The sequence below is a fragment of the Ferrovibrio sp. genome (assembly GCF_046297595.1).
Classification (GTDB): Bacteria; Pseudomonadota; Alphaproteobacteria; order Ferrovibrionales; family Ferrovibrionaceae; genus Ferrovibrio.
Genome location: NZ_JBKBHT010000002.1, coordinates 318,035 through 340,878, shown reverse-complemented (window position 1 = coordinate 340,878; position 22,844 = coordinate 318,035). Strand labels below are relative to the sequence as shown.

The window sequence follows — 22,844 nt, the reverse complement described above, 5'->3', positions numbered from 1 at the left end:
AGAAATACACCTACAAAGTCAGATTTAGCTTTTCACCACCATCTGTCGTTCGGCAAGCTCAAGGTATGTTGCATCGTGCGCTCCATGAGGATGGTGCCGATGCTGGCCTACATGGTGGGCAAGAAGCAGCGATAATATTTCGGCGATCAGTAGGAATGCACATCGACTTTTGCGCGGGAATTCTCACTTGTCTTGAGAATGGACAGATTCGATCTGCGTTTAGTTTACTTAGGACCAGCCTTGAGCTGACTACAAAATTCTCTTGGCTACAGTCGAATTATAAAATGCATCTTTCAAAGTATTTAGAAGGAAATACTCCAAACGTAAAAGCAATGATGCACCATCTAGGCTGGGATCGCGAATATATAGATTTTTATACTCCTTTATGTGCTTACGTACATGGAGATTATGGAATTTCAAACATTACAAAATTTATCACTCACGATCCATCTCAAGCCTCGTTCTATGCAGAAGTTTATACACTTCCACATGAGAAGAAGTTTGTAGTGATAGATGATCATCCCAAAAAAACTCTAATTAAAATGTATGGGCCTATAATTGGTTTAAAGACATTTGATTCAACAATCACCACCTTAATGCGCGGATCTGGAAAATATGCTGATGCATTCCGTTGGTGGCCGCACCCAAAAGTGATTGATTGGTTCAATGTACAGACAAAGTCGCAAGAGCACGAAACGCATTTCCTATGGAGTTCTGAAAAGCAGCGTTTAGCCATCTGTCTGGTAGAGGGCAAATACAAGTGATGCACCCGAACCATGACATCAAGAATGCCATCGCGCGCCTGCCGGCGCTGGTGGCCGGCGGCGGCGTTGCCTGGTGGGCAGAAGGCGGCCGGATCGAGAAGCTCTTGCCCGATGCCGCCGCGCGCCGCGCCCGCGCCGCGCCGCCTCTGCTGGTGCATGGCCGCGCGACGGCCACGCGGCTGGGCATCGAGCCTTTCCCGGCTTTCGACCTGCTCGACCTGTTCGCCTTCGTGCGGCCGGCGAAATTCTGCCTGCCGACGCCCCATGGCCTGCTGGCCCGCATCGGCCTGGATGCCGCCGACGATGAAGAAGCCGCGCAGTATCTGCACGAAGCGGCGCTGACTCTGCTGAACGAATTGCCGCAGCAGAAGCCCCGCACCTTGCGCCGCGCCGCGCGGCTGGCGCAGACGCTGCACAAGGCCGGCTGGCCCTGGGCCCCCTATCTGCTGGCGGCCATGGGACCTGATGCCGCAAGCGTGCCGGCCGGCGGCTTCGGCGGCCTGGATGTGTGGCAGGAACTGCCCGAATGGGTGGATTACGCGCCGCCGCCGCCGCCCGATACACAAAGCGTTTCGCCCACGGAAGCGCGTGAGCGGCTGGCGCGTCTGCTCGGCCAGAATCAGCAACATGGGGCTTCGGAGCTGCGCGAATCCCAGGCCGATTATGCCGCTACCGCCGCGCAGGCCTTCGCCCCGCGCGAAATGATCGGCATGCCCGAACTGGTGCTGGCCGAGGCCGGCACCGGCATCGGCAAGACGCTGGGCTATATCGCGCCGGCCAGTGTCTGGGCTGAGAAGAATGGCGGTACGGTGTGGCTGTCGACCTATACCAAAAACCTGCAGCGCCAGATCGACCGCGAACTCGACCGCCTGTTTTCCGACCCGGCCGAAAAGGCGCAGAAGGTGGTGATCCGCAAGGGTCGCGAGAATTATCTCTGCCTGCTGAATCTTGAAGACGCTGCCCAGGGCGGCGCGGCGCGGCCGCAGGATCTGGTGCCGCTCAGTCTGATCGCGCGCTGGGCCGGCGCCACACGCGACGGCGACCTGGCCGGCGGCGATTTCCCGGCCTGGGCCGTGGACCTGCATGGCCGCAACCGCACGCTGGGCCTGACCGACCAGCGCGGCGAATGTATCCATGCCGGCTGTCCGCATTATCGCAAATGCTTTATCGAGCGTGCCGTACGCAAATCGCGCAAGGCCGAGATGGTGATCGCCAACCACGCGCTGGTGATGATCCAGGCGGCGCAGGGGATGAACGCGGCAGAAGACGACCCGCAGAAACCCCTGCGTTATGTGTTCGACGAGGGCCATCACCTGTTCGATGCGGCCGACAGCGCCTTCGCCGCGCATCTGACCGGGCAGGAAGCCATCGAACTGCGCCGCTGGCTGCGTGGTCCGGAAGGCGGACGGCGCAGCCGCGCGCGCGGCCTGGCCAACCGCATCGGTGACCTGGTCGCCCAGGACGAACGCGGCCGCAATGCGCTGGAGGCAGTCAGCGAGGCAGCGCGCACCCTGCCCTCCGATGGCTGGCTGGCACGCATCGGCGACGGCAACCCAGTCGGCAATGGCGAAAAGTTCCTGACCCGCGTGCGACAGCAGATTCTGGCACGCAGCGCCCAACCCGATTCTCCCTATGGCCTGGAATGCCCGACCAAGGAACCGGTGGCCGGCCTGCTGGAAGCGGCCGGAAATTTCGCCACCGGCATCGAGCGCATCCTGGAACCGATGAACGCGCTGGCGAAAAGTTTAAGCGACATGCTGGCGGACGAAACCGCAGAGCTCGACACGGCGACACGGGCGCGCATCGAAGGCGCCTTGCGCGGCCTGCTCCGCCGCAAGCTCACCCTGGAAGCCTGGCGCAGCATGCTGCTCGACCTGCGCACCGAAACGCCGCCAACCTTCGTGGACTGGTTCGGACTGGAACGCATCGACGGCCGCGATTTCGATCTCGGCCTGTATCGCCATTACCTCGATCCGATGCTGCCCTTCGCGGCCGCCGTGCTGAAACCCGCCCATGGCGTGGCGATCACCTCGGCCACGTTGCGCGACATGGCGCCGGCCAAGGCCGATGCCGCGCCGGGACAGGACTGGGCCAGCGCCGACATTCGCACCGGCGCGCGCCACCTGCCGCAGCCGGGCCGCCATGCCGCCTTCCCCTCGCCCTTCGATTATGCCGCACGCACCCGCGTGCTTGTGGTCACCGACGTGCGGCGCGATGCGATGGACCAGGTGGCTGCCGCCTATCGTGAACTCTTTCTTGCTGCCGGCGGAGGAGGCCTGGGACTCTTCACGGCGATTTTCCGCCTGCGCGCCGTGCAGAAACGTATCCTCAAGCCCCTGGCCGAGGCCGGCCTGCCGCTTTATGCCCAGCATGTCGATCCGCTGGACAATGCCACGCTGGTCGACATCTTCCGCGCCGAGGAACATGCCTGCCTGCTGGGCACGGATGCCATGCGCGACGGTGTCGACGTGCCGGGCGCGTCCCTGCGCCTGGTGGTGTTCGACCGCGTGCCCTGGCCCCGGCCCGACCTTCTGCACAAGGCGCGCAAGGCGGCCTTCGGCGGCCAGGCCTATGACGACCTGCTCACACGCCTGAAACTGAAGCAGGCCTATGGCCGGCTGCTGCGCCGGGCCGAGGATTTCGGCGTCTTTGTCGTTCTGGACGCGCAATTGCCCTCGCGGCTGCTGTCGGCCTTCCCGCCCAGCGTGGAGGTGCGCCGCATCGGCATTGCGGAAGCCGTGGCCGAGACGCGCGGCTTCCTGCAGCAGATGCAGGCGGATCGTGTGACCCAGAACACACTGGAGGCCTGACCCGTCACGCTTTCGCCGTATTCGGCCGCTAGGCGTGACTGGCGCGGGCCGGATCGATCCGGCATAGTGCGCGTCGTCTCGCCCACCCACCTTCTCTATTCCCGGAACCCGATGTCGACCATCACGCCCCAGAATGCCCTGATCTATGCCATGGTGATTGCCGCGGTGGCGGACGGCAAACTGAAGGATTCCGAAATCGCCGCGCTGGAAGTGGCGGTGCGGCACCTGCCGATCTTCAAGGGCTATGGCGTCGACGCGATGCAGGTCGCCACCGGCGACTGCGTCGCCCTGCTGGACCAGGAAGACGGCATCGATGCGGCACTGGGCCTGGTCAAGGAGGCCCTGCCAAAGGACTGGCGCGAGACCGCCTATGCGCTGGCCTGCGACATCGTCGCGGTGGATGGCCATGGCGGCCAGGAAGAACTGCGCTGGCTGGAGATGCTGCGGCACGAGCTGGCCGTCGAGCGCCTGCATGCCGCTGCCATCGAGCGCGGCGCCGGCGTGCGCTACAAGCGCCTGCCGGGCGACCAGCCGAAGAAATAAGCCGCTTCAGCCGAGCTGCGACGTCGCGAAGTTGTAGGCGCGCTCCACCTTCGCCACCCGCAATTCATAATGTGAATACCAGACCTCGCGGCCCTTCTTCTGCGCCGCCGCGTGTTCCATGTTGCGTTTCCAGGCGCGGATATTCTCTTCACTGTCGAAATACGCCACCGTGATGCCGAAACCGTCGGCGCCACGCGTGCTTTCCATGCCAAGGAAGCCCGGCTGCTGCGCGGCCAGCTCGGCCATGCGGTCGGCCATCTGGCCGTAGCCCTTATCGCCGTCCGTGCGCTGCGACGAGAAGATCACGGCGTAATAGGGTGGTTTGGGGGTCTTGGCGAAACCGGAAGCAGACATCGTGGGGCAGTCCCTTGCTGGGTTATTCCGCCGCCTTCTCTAGCATTCTTTGTCCCAGCGCGCTGCCTTTGGGCACGATCAGCGGAATGGATTTCGCGCCAACCGCGATCCGGGCCGGCAGCCGGGCGACGATATCGCCATCGGCCTGCACCGGCTGACCCGCCGGGCCATAAATTTCCACCACACGCCCGCGCACCAGTTCGATTTCCGGCAGGCGCTGCAACTGTCCCAGCGTCAGCGCGACTGTCGCCCGCAATGCTCCGAGACGGCCGCCCATTTTGAACAGGCAGATTTCAAATGCCGGATCGTCCAGCCGTGCATTCGGCGCGCAGACGAACTGCCCGCCATAGAAATGGCCTTTGGCGATCACCGCCGAGGCGCAGTCGTAATCGCGGCCATCGATGCTCAAGGAATAGCGCGGCACGTTATAAGCCAGCAGCTGGCGCAGGCTTTCGATCACATAGGCGCCCTTGCCAAGCCAGCGTTTCAGCTTCGGCGGCAGATTAGCCACCACCTGGGCATCGAAGCCGATGCCGGCCATGATGGTGAACAGCCGCTCGTTCGCATAGCCGGGCCATATCTGCGCCACATCGCCATGCAGCACCGTTTCCATCACGGCCGGCGGCTGCAGCGGCAAACCGATCTCCATGGCCAGCACATTGGCGGTGCCGAGCGGAAAGATACCGAGCGGCGCGGGATTCTCGGCCGGCAGGCCGTTGGCCACCTCGCCGATCGTGCCGTCGCCGCCGGCCGCCACCACGGCGTCATACCTGTCGGCATGGCCGTCATGGGCGAAGGTCTCGGCATCGCCGCGTTTGGTGGTGGGTCGGAATTCGACCGCGCAGCCGGATTCTTCCAGAAGGTCGAGATAGGCCTCCAGCCGCGCGCGTTTCCGCCGGCCGGCGGTCGGATTGTAGATCACCAGCAGGCGGCGGCGGTAATCGGGCATGACGCCGGATAGCAGATTTCGGCGCCGCGCGGCAGGGACGGTTTTATGACAGGACGAATACCGGCTTCCCATAATATCGTATGCTGCTATATCCGCATGCATGACATTGTATGCGATTCGACTGGCCATCCTGGCTCTGTTCCTGCTGGTCGGCCAAGTCCGTGCGGAGCCGGCCGCCAGCGTGGTGGATGGCGACACCATAAAGCTGAATGGCACCACCTATCGCCTGCATGGCATTGATGCGCCGGAAAAAACCCAGGTATGCCAGAGGGATAACATAGACTGGCTGTGCGGACAGGAAGCCGCCGCCCATCTGCGCCGGCTGGTCGCCGGCCGCCCGGTGGCCTGCGAGGCGCGGGACCGCGACCGTTACGGCCGGATCGTCGCCATCTGCCGGGCTGCCGGACTGGACCTGAACCGGGCCATGGTGCGGGCCGGTTTGGCCTGGGCCTATACCCAATACGGCCGGGATTACGAGGACGCCGAACTGGAGGCCCAGATCATGGGGAACGGCGTCTGGGCGACCAATGTGCAGGCCCTGCCGCCCTGGGACTGGCGCCGGCACAGGAGGGGCAACGGACGTTCCTGAAGCGGCGCGAATCCGGGGTTGACAGGCCTTGGCCGGTAGTTATAGTGCGCCACCTCGAATTCAGGCGGCGCCGGACGGCTGGCGCGGCCGCTTTCTTATGGAATATCAAGATGTTCGCAGTGATCAAGACCGGCGGTAAGCAGTACAAGGTGGCGGCTGGCGACGTGCTCGAGGTCGAGCTGGTCGGCGGCCAGGCCGGCGACAAGATCGAATTCGACCAGGTGCTGGCGGTCGGCAATGGCGGCGATGTGAAGGCCGGCAAGGCCGTGGGCGGCGCCAAGGTGAAGGCCGAGGTGATCGGCCAGACCCGCGGTCCGAAGCTGATCGTGTTCAAGAAGCGCCGCCGGCAGAATTCGCGCCGCAAGAACGGCCACCGCCAGAGCTACACTGCGGTGAAGATCCTCGAGATCGCCGCCTGATCGCGCGACCCAAGATTTAAGGAGACAGTTCCATGGCACATAAAAAAGCTGGCGGCTCCTCGCGCAACGGTCGCGACTCAGAGTCAAAGCGTCTCGGCGTGAAGAAGTTCGGCGGTCAGGCCGTGCTCGCCGGCAACATCATCATCCGTCAGCGCGGCACCAAGGTGCATGCCGGCAAGAACGTGGGCATGGGCAAGGACCACACCCTGTTTGCCACCAGCGACGGCTTCGTGAAGTTCCACGACGGCAAGCAGGGCCGTTCGTTCGTTTCGGTGCTGCCGCCGGAGGCGTGATCACACGCGCCTTTCCCGCAAGCATCACACAGATCAAGGGGAATGGCGCAGGCCATTCCCCTTTTTCTTTTTCTGCTGTCTTTGTGAACTCCGATGAAATTCCTCGATCAGGCCAAGGTCTATATTGAAAGCGGGCATGGCGGCCCAGGTTCCGTCAGCTTCCGCCGCGAGAAGTTCATCGAATATGGTGGCCCCGATGGCGGCAACGGCGGCAAGGGCGGCGATGTCTGGGCCGAATGCGTCGACGGGCTGAACACCCTGATCGACTATCGCTATCAGCAGCATTTCCGCGCAGCCCGCGGTGGCCACGGCATGGGCCGCCAGCGTTCAGGCGCCAATGCGGAAGACGTGATCCTGAAGGTGCCCAAGGGCACACAGATCCTGGCCGAGGACAACGAGACTTTGCTGGCCGACCTGACCGAAGTGGGCCAGCGCGTGCTGCTGTGCAAGGGCGGCGACGGCGGCTTCGGCAATGAGCATTACAAATCCTCCACCAACCGCGCGCCGCGCCGCGCCGATCCCGGCTGGCCGGGCGAGGAAAAGTGGATCTGGCTGCGGCTGAAGCTGATCGCCGATGCCGGCCTGGTCGGCCTGCCCAATGCCGGCAAGTCGACATTCCTGAGCCGCGTCTCGCGCGCCAAGCCCAAGATCGCCGATTATCCCTTCACCACGCTGAAGCCCCAGCTTGGCGTCGTGAAGGCGAATGACCGTGAATTCGTGCTGGCCGACCTGCCCGGACTGATCGAGGGCGCGGCCGAAGGCGCCGGCCTGGGCCATCGTTTCCTCGGCCATGTCGAGCGCTGCGCCGTGATCCTGCATCTGGTAGACGGCACGGCGGAAGACCCCGTCGCCAACTGGAAGATGATCCGCAAGGAGCTGAAGGCCTATGGCGCGGCGCTGGACAAAAAGCCCGAGATCATCGGCCTGAACAAGATCGATGCGCTTTCTGCCGACGAGCTGAAAGAGAAGATGACGAAACTGAAGCGGTCGGCGAAACGCCCGGTGCTGGCGCTCTCTGGCGTTTCGGGTGAGGGCATCGACGCGGTGGTGAACCAGCTTTATGCCGTGATCGCCGAAACGCGTGCGGCCGAGAAGGCCGCATTGCAGGCCGGAGAGGGTGATGAGTAATCCTCTCGCCCGCGCCCGACGCATCGTCGTCAAGGTCGGCTCGTCGCTGCTGGTCGATGCGGAAAAGAACACCCTGCGCGAGGCCTGGCTGAATGCCCTGGTCGACGACATCGCGAAGCTGCGCACAGATGGCAAGGATGTACTGGTGGTCTCGTCAGGCGCCATCGCACTGGGCCGCCGCATCCTGGGCCTGAACGGCAAGGCCTTACGGCTGGAAGAGAGCCAGGCCGCTGCTGCTGCAGGCCAGATTCGCCTGTCCTCGGCCTGGCAGGAGGCGCTGGCGCGCCACGAGCTGAAGACCGCACAGATCCTGTTGACCTTAGGGGACACGGAATCGCGCCGGCATTACCTGAATGCCCGCGAGACAGTGCATACCCTGCTGAAGCTCGGCGTTGTGCCGGTGGTGAACGAGAACGACACGGTGGCCACGGCGGAAATCCGCTTCGGCGATAACGACCGCCTGGCCGCCCGCGTGGCGCAGATGATCTCGGCCGACTGCCTGATCCTGCTGTCTGACATCGACGGACTCTACACTGCCGATCCCGGTGTCGACGCAGACGCCAAATTCCTCGCCACCGTGCCGGCGATCACGCCCGAGATCGAGGCGATGGCCGGCGTGTCGCGCTCAGGCCTGGGCCGGGGCGGCATGGTGACCAAGATCGTGGCGGCCAAGATCGCGGTCGGCGCCGGTTGCGCCATGGTGATCGCCAACGGCAAGCAGATGCACCCGGTGCAAAGTGTGCGCGATGGCGGCCGCTGCACCTGGTTCGAGGCGCAGGGCACACCGGCTGTTGCCCGCAAGCAGTGGATCGCCGGCCACCTCAATCCGCAGGGCACGCTCACGCTCGATGCCGGCGCGGTGAAGGCGCTGCAATCGGGCCGCTCTCTGCTGCCCGCCGGCGTGACTAGGGTAGACGGCAAGTTCCAGCGCGGCGACCTGGTGCGCGTCTGTGATCCGGACGGCAACGAGATCGCGGTTGGTCTGAGCGCCTATGCTGATGAAGATGCCCGCCGTATCATCGGACACAAATCCGGCGACATCGTCGAAATTCTCGGCTACCGTGGCCGCGACGAAATGATCCATCGCGACGAACTGGTGCTGCGATGACTGCGCATACTGCTATCGCCGGGCATGCCGCCATTGCCGATACGGCGACCTTGATGAACGAGATGGGCCGCGCCGCCAAAAGCGCCGCCGCCATCCTCGCCACTGCGTCGACCGAGCAGAAGAATGCCGCGTTGCTTGAAGCGGCGAAGGCCATGATTGCAGCCGAGGCCGCCATCCTCGCCGCCAATGCCGAGGACATGGCTGCTGGCCGCGAAAAAGGCCTGACGCCAGCCCTACTCGACCGCCTGATGCTGGATTCAAACCGCATCCGTGCCATCGCCCAGGGGCTGGAGGATGTGGCAGCCCTGCCCGATCCGGTCGGCGCCGTGATGGCGACATGGACACGGCCCAACGGCCTGAAATTCGAGCGCGTGCGTACGCCGCTCGGCGTGATAGGCGTGATCTTCGAAAGCCGCCCGAATGTGACCGCCGATGCCGGGGCGCTCTGCCTGAAGGCCGGCAATGCCTGCATCCTGCGCGGCGGCTCGGAAAGCTTCCGCTCCAGCCGTGCGATCCATGCCGCGCTGGTGGCGGGCCTGAAGGCCGCCGGTCTGCCCGAGACCGCGATCCAGCTGGTGCCCACCATCGACCGCGCCATGGTTGGCGCCATGCTGACGGCGGCGCAATGGCTGGACGTGATCGTGCCGCGCGGCGGCAAGTCGCTGGTGGCGCGTGTGCAGACGGAAAGCCGCGTGCCGGTCTTCGCCCATCTGGAAGGCAACTGCCACGTCTATGTCGAGGCCAGCGCCGATGCCGACATGGCGGAAAAAATCGTGCTGAACGCCAAGCTGCGCCGCACCGGCGTCTGCGGCGCGGCCGAAACCCTGCTGGTGGAGCGCGCGGCGGCAGCCACGCATCTGCCCCGGTTGGTGAAGGCCCTGCTGGAGCGCGGTTGTGAAGTACGCGGCGATACCGAGACGCAGACGGTGGATGCCCGCGTGAAGCCGGCCACCGAAGAGGATTGGGCCACCGAATACCTGGATGCCATCATCGCCGTGCGCGTGGTGGACGGCCTGGACGCGGCGATTGCCCATATTGCCAGCCATGGTTCCAGCCATACGGAAGCGATCCTCACCGAGGATGCCGATCACGCAGCCCAGTTCATGAACCGGCTGGACAGCGCCATCCTGCTGCATAATGCCTCGACGCAGTTCGCCGATGGCGGCGAGTTCGGTTTCGGCGCCGAGATTGGCATCGCCACCGGCAAGATGCATGCACGCGGGCCGGTGGGCGTGGAACAGCTCACCACCTTCAAATACCGCGTTCACGGCAGCGGCCAGATCAGGCCCTGAGACAATCCGCCGGAGCCGCCGCGCCGCATGATCCCGTCCCCCGGCTCTCCGCTTGGCCTGCGCATCGGCCTGCTCGGCGGCTCATTCAATCCGGCCCATGCGGCGCATCGCGAAATCAGCCTGACCGCGCTGCATCGCCTGAAGCTGGATCAGGTCTGGTGGCTGGTCAGTCCGCAGAATCCGCTGAAACCTGTCTCAGGCATGGCGCCTTTGCAGCAGCGCCTGGCCGAGGCGCGCCGGGTTTCGGCGCATCCGCGCATCCTGGTCACCGATGTCGAAAACCGGCTCGGCACGCGCTACACGGCCGATACATTGGCTGCCTTGCAGCGGCATTATCCGCAGACGCGCTTCGTGTGGCTGATGGGCGCCGACAACCTGGCGCAGTTCCATCGCTGGCAGGACTGGCAGGGCATCGCCCGCATGATGCCGATTGCCGTGCTGGACCGTCCCGGCTTCAACCTGACGGCGCCGCAGAATCCGGCCGGCCAATGGCTGTCGCGTTTTCGTGTGGCCCGTCATGACGCCGCCGCCCTGGCCGGCAAAGCCGCGCCGGCATTCCTGCTGCTGAAATCCAAGCTCAATCCGCTGTCTGCCACGGCGATCCGGCAGCAACGCGGCAGACGTCAGGCCTGACGCAGATACAGCTTGTTGATGCCGGTGAGCAGTCTGTGCACTGGCCGATAGAGACCCAGGAAATCCTCCCAGCCCAGACCCAGCGCAGCCGCCATATCCCCCAGCGTGCGGCGGCCATCGATCAGCGCGGCAATCTCGGGCGCACGCGGCGGCGCGGAGAATACCAGCCGTTCGTTCTGGAAGTTGACCGCCAGTTCGCCGCGCTTTTGCAGCGTTTCGGCCAGAGATTGCGGCGGGATGCCATTCAGCCAAGGCACCAGGTCGGGCGCGGGCTGCGCCACGGCTTGGTCCACGCGCGTCGACGGCACGACGTAGATCACATGGGTTTTCAGCGTGCCGCTCAGGCGTTCGGCCAGCGCCGCCTGCTCCAGCCGGGGCAGTCTTGCCGCGCGTTCGCGCAAAGCCTCATCCTTCAGGTAGCTGAGCGGATCGTAGCGGCAGGGTTCGATGAAGGCCGCAATGCCCAAATCCGCGCCGGTGGCAAAATCGACGAGTTCCGGCACGGTATAGGCGCGATCCTGCGCATGCAGCAGCAGGTCGTAGAATTCCGCATCGCCAAGCTTGTGGTCGCCCAGGAAGGGATTGCGCCGGAATTCGTTGGTCTCGGGCAGGTCTGCCAGCAGTGTTTTCGCCAGCGCGAGTTTGCCGCCCGCCGGCAGGTCGGCGGTGAGCTGGCGCAGCGCCGCCTGCAGCGGATAGACCCCGGCGCGGCCATAGCTGCCATAGACCATCAGACCCATGCCGCCATCGGGCGACAGCGCCTGTTTCAGCACCGCCAGACCGGCATCCGGATCGGGCAGGTGATGCAGCACGCCGCAGCAATCGATGTAATCATACGGCCCCGGCGCCAAGGCGGCCAAATCGAGCAGCGAGCCGGTGAAGAAACGGATATTCTTCAGGCCGCGGACTTCGGCACGTGCCTCGGCAACCTTGCGCGAGGCGGCCGAGAGATCGAGATAAACCACTTCGTGGTGGCCACCTGAAGCCTGCAGATACTGCGCAAGGTGAATGAGTCCGTCGCCGGTGCCGCCGCCGGCCACCAGCGCGCGGAAGGGTTGGCGGAAATCGCGCCGCCCGCCGAAAACGTAATGGTTGAGCTCCGGCAGGAAACTAGGGCTGCCGGTGATCAGCCGCTTACGTTCTTCCGCCGGATCGCGCGCCGGATAGGGATAGGCCTCGTACTGCTCTTTGACGGAGTCCGTCACGCGACCTTGATCACCACCTTGCCGGTGGTCTTGCGCGACAGCAGGGCCTGCATCGCCTGCGGCACCTGGTCGAGCGGATAGCTGGCCGAGACATGGGGCTTGAGCCGGCCCTGCTCATACAGCGCCAGCAGGGCGGCGAAATTGGCGCGGTTCTTCTCGGGCTCGCGCGCGGCAAAAGCGCCCCAGAAGACACCGACGATGCTGCAGCCCTTGATCAGCGCCAGGTTGGCCGGCGCTTCCGGAATGCGGCCCGAGGCAAAACCGATCACCAGCAGACGGCCGTCCCAGTTGATGCAGCGGAGCGATTGGTCGAAGGCATCGCCGCCCACCGCGTCGTAGATCACGTCGGCGCCGTTGCCGCCGGTGAGTTCCTTCACGCGATCCTTGATGCTCTCTTTCGAGTAGTTGATCACATGGGCGGCGCCGTATTCCTTCACGATCGCCGCCTTCTCGTCGGAACCGACCGTGCCGATCACGGTGGCGCCCAGTTCGCGGCCCAGCTCCACGGCATTCAGGCCGACGCCGCCGGCCGCACCATGCACCAGCAGCACCTCGCCCTTCTTGATGCGGCCGCGGTCGACCAGCGCGTGATATGTGGTGCCATAGGTGATCGGGAAGCCGGCCGCGATCTCGTAGGGCATGCTGGCCGGAATCTTGAACACGTTACTGGCCGGGCAGTTCACCAGCGTGCCGAAGGCGCCGCTGCCAGTGGTGGCCATCACGCGGTCGCCGGCTTTCAGATCGCTCACCTTCTCGCCCACCTCGACAATCTCGCCGCCGCATTCCATGCCCGGCGCAAACGGGAAGGCCGGCTTGAACTGGTATTTGCCGGCGATCATCAGGGTATCGGGGAAATTCAGGCCGGCGGCGTGCACGCGGATGCGCACATCCTTCGGGCCCAGGGCCGGCAGCGGCAGGTCTTCCAGCACCAGGCTCTCCGGCCCACCCCAAGCCTTGCACACCATGGCCTTCGCGACGGCAGCACTCATCTCTCACTCTCCCTGTTTTTTCTTATGGTCCGGGTTTTTCTTGTCTGCAGATACAGAAATGGCGCCGACATAAGCCGGCGCCATCATTCGCGGCCCGATTATTTGGGCGCCATAACCATGGTCATCTGACGCCCTTCCATCTTGGGCGTCTGTTCCATCTTGGCCTTCTCGCCGAGATCGTCCCGCACGCGGTCGAGCAGCTTCATGCCCAGTTCCTGGTGCGCCATCTCGCGGCCGCGGAAGCGCAGGGTGACCTTCACCTTGTCGCCCTCTTCCAGGAACCGCACCATCGCCCGCATCTTCACGTCATAATCATGCGTGTCGATCATCGGGCGCAGTTTGATTTCCTTGATCTCGATGACCTTCTGCTTCTTGCGCGCCTCGGCCGCCTTCTTCTGTTCCTCGTACTTGTACTTGCCGTAATCGAGGACCTTGGCGACGGGCGGCTGGGCGGTCGGCGAAATCTCGACCAGGTCCAGCCCGGCCTCTTCGGCGATTTTCAGCGCTTCACGGATGGGGACGACACCGCGATTTTCGCCGACGGCGTCGATCAGACGAACCTGGGGAACGTCGATCTCGAAATTCACCCGCGGACCGTCGCTTTTGGGCGCCGGCGGGGCATTGAACGGGGGACGGGCTATGACGCGCTCCTAAAGTAGTTTCAACGTAATCAGTAAGTTAGGCAGAGCCGGCTCGAAATCAAGCCGAGGGCATCCGCGCTTCGGCCGCCAATCTAGCAATCGCGTCGGCCAAAGCAATGGTTTCCTGTTGTTCCGATCCCAGCCGGCGCAGCGTGACGGTATTCTGCTCCGCCTCCTTTTTGCCAACCACCAGGATCACCGGCACCTTGGCCAGGCTGAGCTCGCGGATCTTGTAATTGATCTTCTCGTTGCGCAGATCGGTATCGACGCGCAACCCGGCGGCATCGAGCTGGTCGGCCACGTTCTGCGCATAGGCATCGCAATCCGACACGATCGGCGCCACCACAGCCTGGATCGGCGCCATCCACAGCGGCAGTCGGCCGGCATAATGCTCAAGCAGGATGCCGATGAAACGCTCGAAGCTGCCCAGGATCGCGCGATGCAGCATCACCGGGCGATGGCGAGCGCCATCGGCGCCGACGTAATCGGCATCCAGGCGCTCGGGCAGCACAAAATCCACCTGCAGGGTGCCGCATTGCCAGTCGCGGCCGATGGTGTCGCGCAGCACGAATTCCAGCTTCGGGCCATAGAAGGCGCCTTCGCCGGGATTGAGCGTGTAGTCCAGGCCGGCGGCGACGCAGGCTTCCTTCAGCGCGTTCTCGGCCTTGTCCCAGGTCGCATCCGTGCCGGCGCGCTTTTCCGGCCGGTCGGAGAATTTCACCCGGATGTCGGTGAAGCCCATGTCATGGTAGATGCCCTTGAGCAGCTCGCAGAATTCCTTGCTCTCCGAGATGATCTGGTCTTCGGTGCAGAAGATATGCGCGTCATCCTGCGTGAAGTTGCGCACGCGCATGATGCCGTGCAGCGCGCCGCCCGGCTCGAAACGGTGGCAGGAGCCGAACTCGGCCATGCGCAAGGGCAGGTCACGATAGCTCTTGAGGCCCTGGTTGAAGATCTGCACATGGCAGGGGCAGTTCATGGGTTTCAGCGCGAAGACGCGTTCTTCCGGATCGCTGCCGTAATCGCGGATGCCCTGCTCGTTCTCCGCCAGATACATGTTCTCGCGGAACTTTTCCCAGTGGCCCGAAGCTTCCCACAGCTTGCGATCGACCAGCTGCGGCGTCTTCACCTCGACGTATTTCGCCCGTTCCAGCCGGTTGCGCATGTAGCGTTCCAGCGTGCGATACAGCGTCCAGCCCTTGGGGTGCCAGAACACCATGCCGGCGGCTTCTTCCTGCTGGTGGAACAGGCCCATTTCCTTGCCCAGCCGGCGGTGGTCGCGCTTCTCGGCCTCTTCCAGGCGCTTGAGATAGGCGTCCAGCTCCTTCTGGTCGCGCCAGGCGGTGGCATAGACACGCTGCAGCTGGCGGTTCTTCGCATCGCCGCGCCAGTAGGCACCCGACACCTTCATGATCTTGAAAGCGGTGGGCAGCTTGCCGGTGGAGGGCAGATGCGGGCCCATGCAGAGGTCGAGCCAGGCATCGCCCTGGCGATAGATCGAGATGGCTTCGCCGCGCTTGGCGATTTCCGCCACCCATTCGGCCTTGTAGGTCTCGCCGACCGATTTGAAATACTCGACCGCCTTTTCCGGCGCCCACTCCTCGCGCCGGATCGGCAGATCCTGCTTCACGATCTCGGCCATGCGCTGTTCGATCTTGGCGAAATCGTCGGGCGTGAAGGGTTCGTCGCGCACGAAGTCGTAGTAGAAGCCGTCCTCGGTGGCCGGGCCGAAGGTGATCTGCGTGCCGGGATAAAGTTCCTGCACCGCCTGTGCCATCACATGGGCGCCGTCATGGCGGATCAGCTCCAGCAGCTCGGCCTCGTTCTTGTCCTTCATGGTGACGATTTCGAGCCGGGCATCCCGGCTGATCGGCGTCTTGAGATCTTTCAGCACCCCGTCCAGCCGGATCGCCAGCGCCGCCTTGGCCAGGCCGGCACCGATGCTGGCCGCCACATCCGCCCCGGTGCTGCCGGCCGCATAAGTTCGCACACTGCCATCGGGCAGCGTGACGCGGATTTCGGCAGGATTGGCAGCGGATTGGGACATGGGTTAACGGACCTCCAAGGGGGCGCAGCCTAGCCGCCCCGGCCCCCCTGTCAAGCCGGCCCCGGCCCCGCAGAAAGGCGGGATTTCAGCCCTGCCCGGGGAACAGCAGTTTCGTGTAAACCCGGATATAGGCCGCGCACATGGCATCCACGGTGAAATGCTCCATCACGTGGCGGCGCGCCCGCTCGGCGATCGCCATGCGGCGCTCGGGCGACAGCATCAGGGCGGTGTTCAGCGCCTCCGCCAGCGCCTTGGGATCGTTCGGCGGCACCAGCCAGCCGGTCTCGTCCGGCAGCACGGTTTCACGTGCGCCGCCATGGTTGGTGGCGATCACCGGCTTGCCCATCGCCTGCGCCTCGACGGCGACGCGGCCGAAACCTTCGGGGAAGGTGGAGGCCGAGACCACCACATCAGCCAGCATGTAAGCCGCCGGCATGTCCTTGCAGTCGCCCGGCAGGCGCACGCTGCGATCCAGCCCGAGTTGCACGATCAGGCCCTCGAGTTCGGCGCGATAGCCCTCGCGGCCCTGGTGGTCGCCCACCAGCACGGCGATGAAATCCTGCTTGCCGCGCTGTTTCGCCAGCAGGCTGAGCGCGCGCAGCAGCACGGTATGGCCCTTCCAGCGCGTCAGCCGGCCGGGCAGCAGGATCACCGGCAGGCCATCCACCAGGCGCCATTGCTGCGCCAGGCTGGCCATACGGTCGGGATAGATGCGGCCGGGATCGAATTTGCTCAGGTCGGTGCCGCGCGGAATCACGGTCAGGCGGTTGCGCGGCACGCCGAAAGCCTTGTTGGCGTATTCGGCGACGAAATCGGAAATCGCCACCACCATGTCGCCCTTCGACATCGGCCCGGCCCACAGCTTGCGGAACCAGTTATGCGACTTGTAGGCGTTGTGGAAGGTGGTGACGAAGGGCACGCCGCAGCGCTGCGCCGCAGCCCGGGCCGACCAGGCCGGCGCGCGCGAGCGTACATGCACCAGATCCACCGGCAGGGTCCGGATCAGTTCTTCCAGCCGGTCAGCATTGCGCCGCATGACGAAGGGATTTTTGCTGGCCATCGGCAGGGTGAAATGCTTCGCCCCGGCCCGCTCCAGCTCGCGCACCATCGGCCCGCCGGCCGAGGCCACATAGGAAACCCAGCCCGCCTGGGCCAGCGCCTTGGCGGTATCCACCGTACCGCGCTCCACCCCGCCGGTCACCAGTGCGGGCAGGACCTGCAGGATGGCGGGTGGGCGGCCGGTTGGACGATCCGGCGCGGCGGTCATAGTATCGGCAGGCGTCTGGGACATCAGGACTCAGGCGGGAAACAGCGGCCGGCAGTATAGACGGCGGGCAGGCCACGGGAAATGGACCCACGGCTACCATCCGTCAAGCGTTCAGGAGTGCATTCGTGACCGAAGTCCAGTTCCTCACCCGGCCCGACGGCAGCCGCATCGCCTATTGCGCCACGCCGGCCCTTAACGCCGGCCGCCGGCCCGGCCTGCTGTTCTGCGGCGGCTTCAGGTCCGACATGACGGGCAGCAAGGCGCTGGCACTGGAGGCTGCGGCCCGGCAGCGCGGCACCGGCTTCGTGCGCTTCGACTATTTCGGCCATGGCCAGTCGGACGGCAACTTCCTCGATGGCAGCATCGGGCGCTGGAAGGACGATACGCTGGCCGTGCTGCGCGAGGTCTGCGGCGATGGCCCGCAGATCGTGATCGGCTCCAGCATGGGCGGCTGGCTCGCCACGCTGGCGGCACTGGCGATGCCGGAGAAAGTCGCCGGCCTGGTGCTGATCGCGCCGGCGCTGGACTTCACGGAAGACCTGATGTGGGCGCAGATGGACGAGGCGCAGCGCGCCATCCTGCTGCGCGACGGCATCCTGCGTGAACCCTCGCAGTATTCCGACCAGCCTTACGAATACACGCTGAAGCTCATCACCGAGGGCCGCGGGCATTGCATTCTGAAGGCCGGCATCGCTTTCGACAAACCTGTGCGCATTCTGCAGGGCATGCAGGATCCCGATGTGCCGTACCAGCATGCGGTGAAGACCATCGAGGCCTTCCGCGGCGACGACACGCGCCTGATCCTGCTCAAGGACGGCGACCACCGCCTGTCGCGCCCGCAGGATCTGGACCTGCTGATCGAGACGGTGTGGAGCTTACTGTGAGAAAAGGTCATGCTAAATGGACATGAACAGCTTTCGCCACTTTTGTGATGCACTGAAAGATCGCTTCGAGAGTTTTGAAAACACCGGCATCGGTAAAAACCCCAGCAAATTTCGTTTAAAATACAATTTCAGCATTGCCAACAGCGAAGCTGTATATGAATTCGCACACCTCAAATCACCAAAAGACAATGAGAATCTGTTCTATCTGAACATAAAACGTGGTGTCCATACCGACTTGTGGTTGGATAGCATGCAGGCACACCCACCAGGACAAGGCGTCGGCACAATCGTTATCAAAGAGCTTACCGAGTTAGCTGATAAAACCTCTGTGAAAATCGCTCTTAGAAGTGTCCCAAGAGGCAGTTCATATGAACAAAGATCAAAGTGGCTTTCTAACCATAATTTTAAAGACGTCGGGGATGGCACATACGGTGATGCTACCCATGTTCGGTTCCCATCAAATCAAACACTATTTAATAAAATAGCCAAAGCCATATCTCGATTACTCCGCCGCCGGATATAGTTTATATGTTTGAGTGTATCGCCTTCAGCCCTTCGCGATAGCTCGGATATTTCAGGCGCACGCCGAGTTCGCTCTTGATCCTGTCGTTGCGCACGCGGCGGCTGTCGGCATAGAAGCTGGCCTGCATCGGCGATAGCTGCGCCTGATCGAAAGGAATATCCGGCGGCACCGGCAAGCCGAGCAGCTCGGCGGCATACTGCACCACATCCTGCGGCGGCGCCGGTTCGTCGTCGGCGACATTATACACCGTGCCGGGATTGGGTTTCGCCATCGAGGCTTCCAGCACCTGCGCGATATCCTCGACATGGATGCGGCAGAAGACCTGTCCCGGCTTGACGATGCGGTGCGCCGTGCCGCGTTTCACGCCTTCGAGCTGGTTGCGGCCCGGCCCGTAGATGCCGGCCAGCCGGAACACATGCACCGGTACCCCGTGCTCGGCATGCAGCTTCAGCCAGCCGGCCTCGGCTTCGGCGCGGCGCCGGCTGCGCGCCTGCGTCGGGCGCAGGTCGCTTTGTTCATCCACCCAGTCGCCGCCGCGATCGCCATAGACGCCGGTGGTGGAGAGATACCCCAGCCATTTGAGGTCTTTCAGCTTCGCGATATCGGCGGCATGCCAGCGCAGCACGGCATCGGCCTGCTCCTCGGCCGGCACCGAGACCAGCATATGCGTGGCCGGTCCCAGCACGGAGGGATCGCTCAACGGCGCCGTGCCATCGAAGACATGGCTGTCATACCCCAGCGCCGCCAGGGAGGCCGCCTTCTCCAGGCTACGGCTGGTGCCGACAATGCCCCAGCCCTGCGCCTTAAGCCTTGCCGCCAGCACTTTTGCACTGAATCCCAAACCGAAACAGAACAGCACGCTCATCTAGTCCCCGCCGGAATATGTGTCTGTGGTCGCCGCCATGGCCTCAATCTCGATTAAAAACTCCGGGCGTGCCAATGCGGAAACCACAAGGGTCGTCACCGCCGGTGGCCTGATGGAGGCCCAGCGTTGCTGTCGGACCATGGTCAAGTCGGCCAGATCGGCGGCGCGGGTTAGATAATATGTCACTTTGACAAGATCGGATGTCTGCATTCCGGCGGCAACCAGCATGGCCTCCACATTTGCCATTGCCTGCTGACACTGGGGGATAAACGCATCGGCCGCTCTGCCTTCGGGATCGATGCCGACCTGCCCGGAAATCATCAGCAACCGCGCTCCCGACGGAACCTCCATGCCATGACTATAGATGGCCTGGAACGGCTCTGGCACTCGCCACAAGGAAGAAGGATCATGTCGCTTCAATACTGGCATTTAGCCTCCAAGCACACCGCATGCCTTGCTTTTGCCATGACGGCCGGCCACTCTCCGGCGCAATGATGATGCCTGCCAAGATAGTGTCCGCAATCCTGGGCGCCAGTGCCCTCTTCACGCTGGGCGCCGGATTCGCGGCGGCGCAGCAGCCCTCGCGCGCGCTGGAGGATGCCGCCTACGAGGATTGCCTGTCGCTGATGCGCAAGAACCCCGAGGAAGGCTTTGCCCAAGCCCAGCTCTGGCAGGCCACAGGCGGCGGCCTGCCGGCGGCCCATTGCGCGGCGCTGGCGTTGGTGGAGATGAAGCATTACGCCGATGCCGCCGACCGCATCGAACAGTTGCTGCCGATGGCCGAGAAGCAGGCGCCGCACCTGACCGTCGCCCTGCTCGACCAGGCGGCCAATGCCTGGCTGCTGGCCGAACAGCCGCAGCGCGCCAAACAACTGCTGGACATCGCACTGAAGGCTGTGCCCGATACGCCCGACCTGCTGATCGACCGCGCGCTTAGCCTGGCGGCGCTGGGCGACTATCAGGCCGCGCGCGTGGATCTGGATCGCGTGCTGGGCCTCGACCCCACGCGCGAGGATGCGTTGGCCCTGCGTGCTTCGGCACGGCGGCAGACCGGCGACCCGAAGGGCGCGCTGGAAGATGCCGAAACTGCGCTGGTGATCAATCCACGTCTGCCGGAAGGTTTGCTGGAACGCGGCATCCTGCGTTTCGAGGCGGGCGACAGGAAAGGCGCGCGGGCCGACCTGATCCAGGTGCGACTGATCGCGCCGGACAGCGCCGCCGCCGTCTCGGCCGGGCTCTATATCGAGAAGATGGACGTTAAGCCCGAGTGAACTCGGCCCGCACCGTGGGATCGGGCTCGGCCTGCTCCCGTGCAGCCGCGAAACGTGCAAAATCTTTCCCTGGCAGCAATTGCTTCAGTGCCCAGACCGCATGGGCGCGCACCGGCGCAGCCGGATCGGCGCTGAGTTTCTCCAGAACCGGAATAGCCGCGGCATCATTGCTGTTGCCCAGCGAGATGCAGACATTGCGCACGAAGCGGTCGCGGCCGATGCGCTTCACCGCGTTGGTGCTGAAACGCTCGCGGAATGTCACGTCGTCCAGCGCGGCGAGTTCCAGCAGCAAAGGCGCGGTCAGCTCGGGCCTTGCTTGCAGTGTCACCTCGCGCGCGGTGGAAGCGAACTTGTTCCAGGGACAGACGGCCAGGCAATCGTCGCAACCATAGATGCGGTTGCCCATGGGCTTGCGGAACTCCTCCGCGATGATGCCGCCATATTCGATGGTGAGGTATGAGATGCAGCGCCGGGCGTCGAGCTGATAGGGCGCCGGAAAGGCTTTGGTGGGACAGACATCGAGGCAGTTCGCGCAGGACCCGCAATGATCGGTTTCCGCCTGCTCCGGCTGGATCTCCAGCGTGGTCAGGATGATGCCGAGGAACAGCCATGAGCCGAACGCGCGCGAGACCAGGTTGGTATGCTTGCCCTGCCAGCCAATGCCGGCGGCGGCAGACAGCGGCTTTTCCATCAGGGGTGCGGTATCGACGAAGACCTTCACCTCGTCGCCCCATTCGCGGTGCATCCAGCCGGCCAGGCTTTTCAGCTTCTTCTTCACCACCAGGTGATAGTCGCGGCCCTGTGCATAGACCGAAATCGCGGCGCGGTCACCCTGCGCCAGCACATCGAGGGGATTGTCGTCGGGGCCGTAATTCAGGCCCAGCGCAATGATGCTTTTCGCCTCCGGCCACAGCGCATTGGGATGGCGGCGGCGCTCGGCCTTCTCTTCCAGCCAGGCCATCTCGCCATGGCGTTTCAGCGCCATGAAGACATCGAGTTTTTCGGCGAGCTCCGGGCCGATGCGGTCGGTGCTGGTGAAACCGACCGCATCGAATCCTTCCGCGAGGGCACGCGCCCGGATGCGCTCCCTCACCGACATCGCGGCTCAGTCCGGCAGGGCGGCGATGCAGGCGATCTCGACCTTGTATTCCGGCGCGGCCAGCTTGGCTTCCGTGGTGGCGCGGGCCGGCGTGTTGCCCTTCGGCACCCAGGCATCCCAGGCCTTGTTCATATCGGCAAAGGTCTTGATATCCGCCACCCAGACACTGGCCGAGAGGATACGCGTCTTGTCGGTGCCGGCCTGGGCCAGCAGCTTGTCGATCTGGCCGAGGATCTGTTCGGTCTGGCCGGTGACATCGGCCTTGGGATCGGCGGCGACCTGGCCGGCCAGATAGACCGTCTTGCCGTGCACCACGGCCTGGCTCATGCGGGGGCCGACATCGATGCGGCGGATGGACATGGGGTAGTCTCCTTCTCTCTCTCTCTATTCACGTCATGCCACGCTTTAGGCGTGGCATCCACGTGTTGTTAAACATGAACTCGTGGATGCTCGGGCCAAGCCCGAGCATGACAGCTTCTTTAAAACCTCTAGAAATCCAGATCGGCGTAATGCTTCGGTGGCGGCAGGCCGGGAATGTGGTCAGCCAGCAGCGGGCGGAAACTCGGCCGCGACTTCACGCGGGCATACCAGTCCTTGGCGCCGGCATAATCGTCCCACGGGATGTCGCCCAGATAGTCGACGCAGCTTAAGTGCGCGGCCGCCGCGATGTCGGCCAGGCTGAAATCCTCGCCGGCCAGCCAGTTGCGCCGCTCGGTGAGCCAGCCGATGTAGTCGAGGTGGATCTTGAGGTTGGCATGGGCGATGCGGATCACGGCGGATTCGGGATGGCCCATGCCGAGGAAACGCTTCATCACCTTCTCGAAGACCAGCGGCTCGGACACCTCGCGGCCGAATTTGTGATCCCACCACGAGACCAGCCGGCGCGTCTCGGCGCGGCCGGGCGGATCGAAGCCGATCAGCATCTTGTTGGGATAGACCTCGTCGAGGTATTCGCAGATCGCCTGGCTCTCGGCCAGCACGCGGCCGTCATGCTCGACCAGCACGGGACCCTCGCCGGTGGGGTCCATGGCGAGGAATTCCGGCCGGCGCTCCCACACCTTCTCGACCTCGAGGTCGAATTCGAGCCCCTTCTCGCGGAGCAGGACGCGGACTTTGCGGGACTGGGGCGACAGCCACAGATGGTACAGCTTGCGCATGGCTGCGGAGTTTA

25 protein-coding genes are annotated in these 22,844 nt (G+C 64.0%); 13 read left to right on the top strand and 12 right to left on the bottom strand.

The genetic code is table 11. From position 1 onward, the window contains the following. The first annotated feature begins 65 nt into the window (after positions 1 to 65). From ACK4FJ_RS07380 to ACK4FJ_RS07370, 3 genes are all read left to right on the top strand, one after another. Positions 66 to 764: a hypothetical protein gene (locus ACK4FJ_RS07380; protein WP_409765204.1), complete on the top strand. Its 699-nt coding sequence runs from the start codon at positions 66 to 68 to the stop codon at positions 762 to 764. Then, on the top strand, positions 764 to 3,574 hold the full coding sequence (locus tag ACK4FJ_RS07375) for an ATP-dependent DNA helicase (protein WP_409765203.1): 2,811 nt from the start codon (positions 764 to 766) through the stop codon (positions 3,572 to 3,574). Before ACK4FJ_RS07380 ends, ACK4FJ_RS07375 begins: the two co-directional genes overlap by 1 nt. Before the next feature lie 111 nt (positions 3,575 to 3,685). After that, the gene (locus ACK4FJ_RS07370) at positions 3,686 to 4,117 is read left to right on the top strand and encodes a tellurite resistance TerB family protein (protein WP_409765202.1); all 432 of its coding nucleotides are present in this window, start codon (positions 3,686 to 3,688) and stop codon (positions 4,115 to 4,117) included. Between the two features lie 6 nt (positions 4,118 to 4,123). Here the strand turns inward: ACK4FJ_RS07370 and ACK4FJ_RS07365 are convergent, their stop codons facing one another. Together ACK4FJ_RS07365 and ACK4FJ_RS07360 are read right to left on the bottom strand one after the other, a co-directional pair. After that, positions 4,124 to 4,471: an antibiotic biosynthesis monooxygenase family protein gene (locus ACK4FJ_RS07365; RefSeq protein ID WP_409765201.1), complete on the bottom strand. Its 348-nt coding sequence runs from the start codon at positions 4,469 to 4,471 to the stop codon at positions 4,124 to 4,126. Between the two features lie 22 nt (positions 4,472 to 4,493). Then, positions 4,494 to 5,420 carry a diacylglycerol/lipid kinase family protein gene (locus ACK4FJ_RS07360; protein WP_409765200.1) on the bottom strand — a complete coding sequence of 309 codons (927 nt, stop codon included), beginning with the start codon at positions 5,418 to 5,420 and terminating at the stop codon, positions 4,494 to 4,496. A 100-nt stretch (positions 5,421 to 5,520) separates the two neighbouring features. On the opposite strand from ACK4FJ_RS07360, the gene ACK4FJ_RS07355 reads away from it, so the two are divergent. From ACK4FJ_RS07355 to ACK4FJ_RS07325, 7 genes are all read left to right on the top strand, one after another. Beyond that, on the top strand, positions 5,521 to 6,009 hold the full coding sequence (locus ACK4FJ_RS07355; RefSeq protein ID WP_409765199.1) for a thermonuclease family protein: 489 nt from the start codon (positions 5,521 to 5,523) through the stop codon (positions 6,007 to 6,009). A gap of 110 nt (positions 6,010 to 6,119) precedes the next feature. Continuing rightward, a complete protein-coding gene (gene rplU / locus ACK4FJ_RS07350) occupies positions 6,120 to 6,428 on the top strand; it encodes a 50S ribosomal protein L21 (protein ID WP_409765198.1) in 309 nt (102 codons plus the stop codon). A 32-nt stretch (positions 6,429 to 6,460) separates the two neighbouring features. Continuing rightward, positions 6,461 to 6,721 carry a 50S ribosomal protein L27 gene (rpmA, locus tag ACK4FJ_RS07345; protein ID WP_409765197.1) on the top strand — a complete coding sequence of 87 codons (261 nt, stop codon included), beginning with the start codon at positions 6,461 to 6,463 and terminating at the stop codon, positions 6,719 to 6,721. A gap of 93 nt (positions 6,722 to 6,814) precedes the next feature. Further along, complete coding sequence (gene obgE, locus ACK4FJ_RS07340; protein WP_409765196.1) at positions 6,815 to 7,849, top strand: GTPase ObgE; 1,035 nt, start codon at positions 6,815 to 6,817, stop codon at positions 7,847 to 7,849. Further along, positions 7,842 to 8,957: a glutamate 5-kinase gene (gene proB / locus ACK4FJ_RS07335; RefSeq protein ID WP_409765195.1), complete on the top strand. Its 1,116-nt coding sequence runs from the start codon at positions 7,842 to 7,844 to the stop codon at positions 8,955 to 8,957. Before obgE ends, proB begins: the two co-directional genes overlap by 8 nt. Further along, the gene (locus ACK4FJ_RS07330; RefSeq protein WP_409765194.1) at positions 8,954 to 10,249 is read left to right on the top strand and encodes a glutamate-5-semialdehyde dehydrogenase; all 1,296 of its coding nucleotides are present in this window, start codon (positions 8,954 to 8,956) and stop codon (positions 10,247 to 10,249) included. Before proB ends, ACK4FJ_RS07330 begins: the two co-directional genes overlap by 4 nt. Positions 10,250 to 10,276: 27 nt before the next feature. Beyond that, positions 10,277 to 10,882, top strand: coding sequence for a nicotinate-nucleotide adenylyltransferase (locus ACK4FJ_RS07325; protein ID WP_409765193.1), 606 nt, complete (start codon positions 10,277 to 10,279; stop codon positions 10,880 to 10,882). Here ACK4FJ_RS07325 and ACK4FJ_RS07320 read toward each other — a convergent pair. The 5 genes from ACK4FJ_RS07320 to ACK4FJ_RS07300 form a co-directional block, all read right to left on the bottom strand. Continuing rightward, entirely contained in the window at positions 10,873 to 12,087 is a 1,215-nt protein-coding gene (locus ACK4FJ_RS07320) for a class I SAM-dependent methyltransferase (RefSeq protein ID WP_409765192.1), read from the bottom strand. The genes ACK4FJ_RS07325 and ACK4FJ_RS07320 overlap by 10 nt on opposite strands. Beyond that, a complete protein-coding gene (locus ACK4FJ_RS07315; RefSeq protein WP_409765191.1) occupies positions 12,084 to 13,076 on the bottom strand; it encodes an NADPH:quinone oxidoreductase family protein in 993 nt (330 codons plus the stop codon). The genes ACK4FJ_RS07320 and ACK4FJ_RS07315 overlap by 4 nt, the downstream gene beginning before the upstream one ends. A gap of 98 nt (positions 13,077 to 13,174) precedes the next feature. Then, positions 13,175 to 13,717: a translation initiation factor IF-3 gene (gene infC / locus ACK4FJ_RS07310; RefSeq protein WP_409765527.1), complete on the bottom strand. Its 543-nt coding sequence runs from the start codon at positions 13,715 to 13,717 to the stop codon at positions 13,175 to 13,177. 58 nt (positions 13,718 to 13,775) lie between these two features. Next, positions 13,776 to 15,764, bottom strand: coding sequence for a threonine--tRNA ligase (gene thrS / locus ACK4FJ_RS07305; RefSeq protein WP_409765190.1), 1,989 nt, complete (start codon positions 15,762 to 15,764; stop codon positions 13,776 to 13,778). An 85-nt stretch (positions 15,765 to 15,849) separates the two neighbouring features. Beyond that, positions 15,850 to 17,055, bottom strand: coding sequence for a glycosyltransferase family 4 protein (locus ACK4FJ_RS07300; protein WP_409765189.1), 1,206 nt, complete (start codon positions 17,053 to 17,055; stop codon positions 15,850 to 15,852). A 101-nt stretch (positions 17,056 to 17,156) separates the two neighbouring features. On the opposite strand from ACK4FJ_RS07300, the gene ACK4FJ_RS07295 reads away from it, so the two are divergent. Together ACK4FJ_RS07295 and ACK4FJ_RS07290 are read left to right on the top strand one after the other, a co-directional pair. Then, positions 17,157 to 17,915, top strand: coding sequence for an alpha/beta hydrolase (locus ACK4FJ_RS07295; RefSeq protein WP_409765188.1), 759 nt, complete (start codon positions 17,157 to 17,159; stop codon positions 17,913 to 17,915). A gap of 22 nt (positions 17,916 to 17,937) precedes the next feature. After that, positions 17,938 to 18,438, top strand: a complete 501-nt coding sequence (locus tag ACK4FJ_RS07290) for a hypothetical protein (protein WP_409765187.1) — start codon at positions 17,938 to 17,940, stop codon at positions 18,436 to 18,438. A 1-nt stretch (position 18,439) separates the two neighbouring features. On the opposite strand, the gene ACK4FJ_RS07285 is transcribed toward ACK4FJ_RS07290, so the two are convergent. Together ACK4FJ_RS07285 and ACK4FJ_RS07280 are read right to left on the bottom strand one after the other, a co-directional pair. Then, positions 18,440 to 19,303, bottom strand: coding sequence for an SDR family oxidoreductase (locus tag ACK4FJ_RS07285; protein WP_409765186.1), 864 nt, complete (start codon positions 19,301 to 19,303; stop codon positions 18,440 to 18,442). Beyond that, entirely contained in the window at positions 19,304 to 19,732 is a 429-nt protein-coding gene (locus ACK4FJ_RS07280) for a RidA family protein (RefSeq protein WP_409765185.1), read from the bottom strand. An 83-nt stretch (positions 19,733 to 19,815) separates the two neighbouring features. Between ACK4FJ_RS07280 and ACK4FJ_RS07275 the strand changes: the two genes are divergently transcribed. After that, complete coding sequence (locus ACK4FJ_RS07275; protein ID WP_409765184.1) at positions 19,816 to 20,574, top strand: tetratricopeptide repeat protein; 759 nt, start codon at positions 19,816 to 19,818, stop codon at positions 20,572 to 20,574. Here ACK4FJ_RS07275 and queG read toward each other — a convergent pair. From queG to ACK4FJ_RS07260, 3 genes are all read right to left on the bottom strand, one after another. Continuing rightward, a complete protein-coding gene (gene queG, locus ACK4FJ_RS07270; RefSeq protein ID WP_409765183.1) occupies positions 20,561 to 21,673 on the bottom strand; it encodes a tRNA epoxyqueuosine(34) reductase QueG in 1,113 nt (370 codons plus the stop codon). The two genes, ACK4FJ_RS07275 and queG, sit on opposite strands and share 14 nt — an antisense overlap. Positions 21,674 to 21,679: 6 nt before the next feature. Then, positions 21,680 to 22,033 (bottom strand): RidA family protein, encoded by a 354-nt coding sequence (locus tag ACK4FJ_RS07265; protein ID WP_409765182.1) that lies wholly within the window; start codon positions 22,031 to 22,033, stop codon positions 21,680 to 21,682. Between the two features lie 128 nt (positions 22,034 to 22,161). Then, a complete protein-coding gene (locus ACK4FJ_RS07260) occupies positions 22,162 to 22,830 on the bottom strand; it encodes a glutathione S-transferase family protein (protein WP_409765181.1) in 669 nt (222 codons plus the stop codon). Between the last annotated feature and the right edge of the window lie 14 nt (positions 22,831 to 22,844).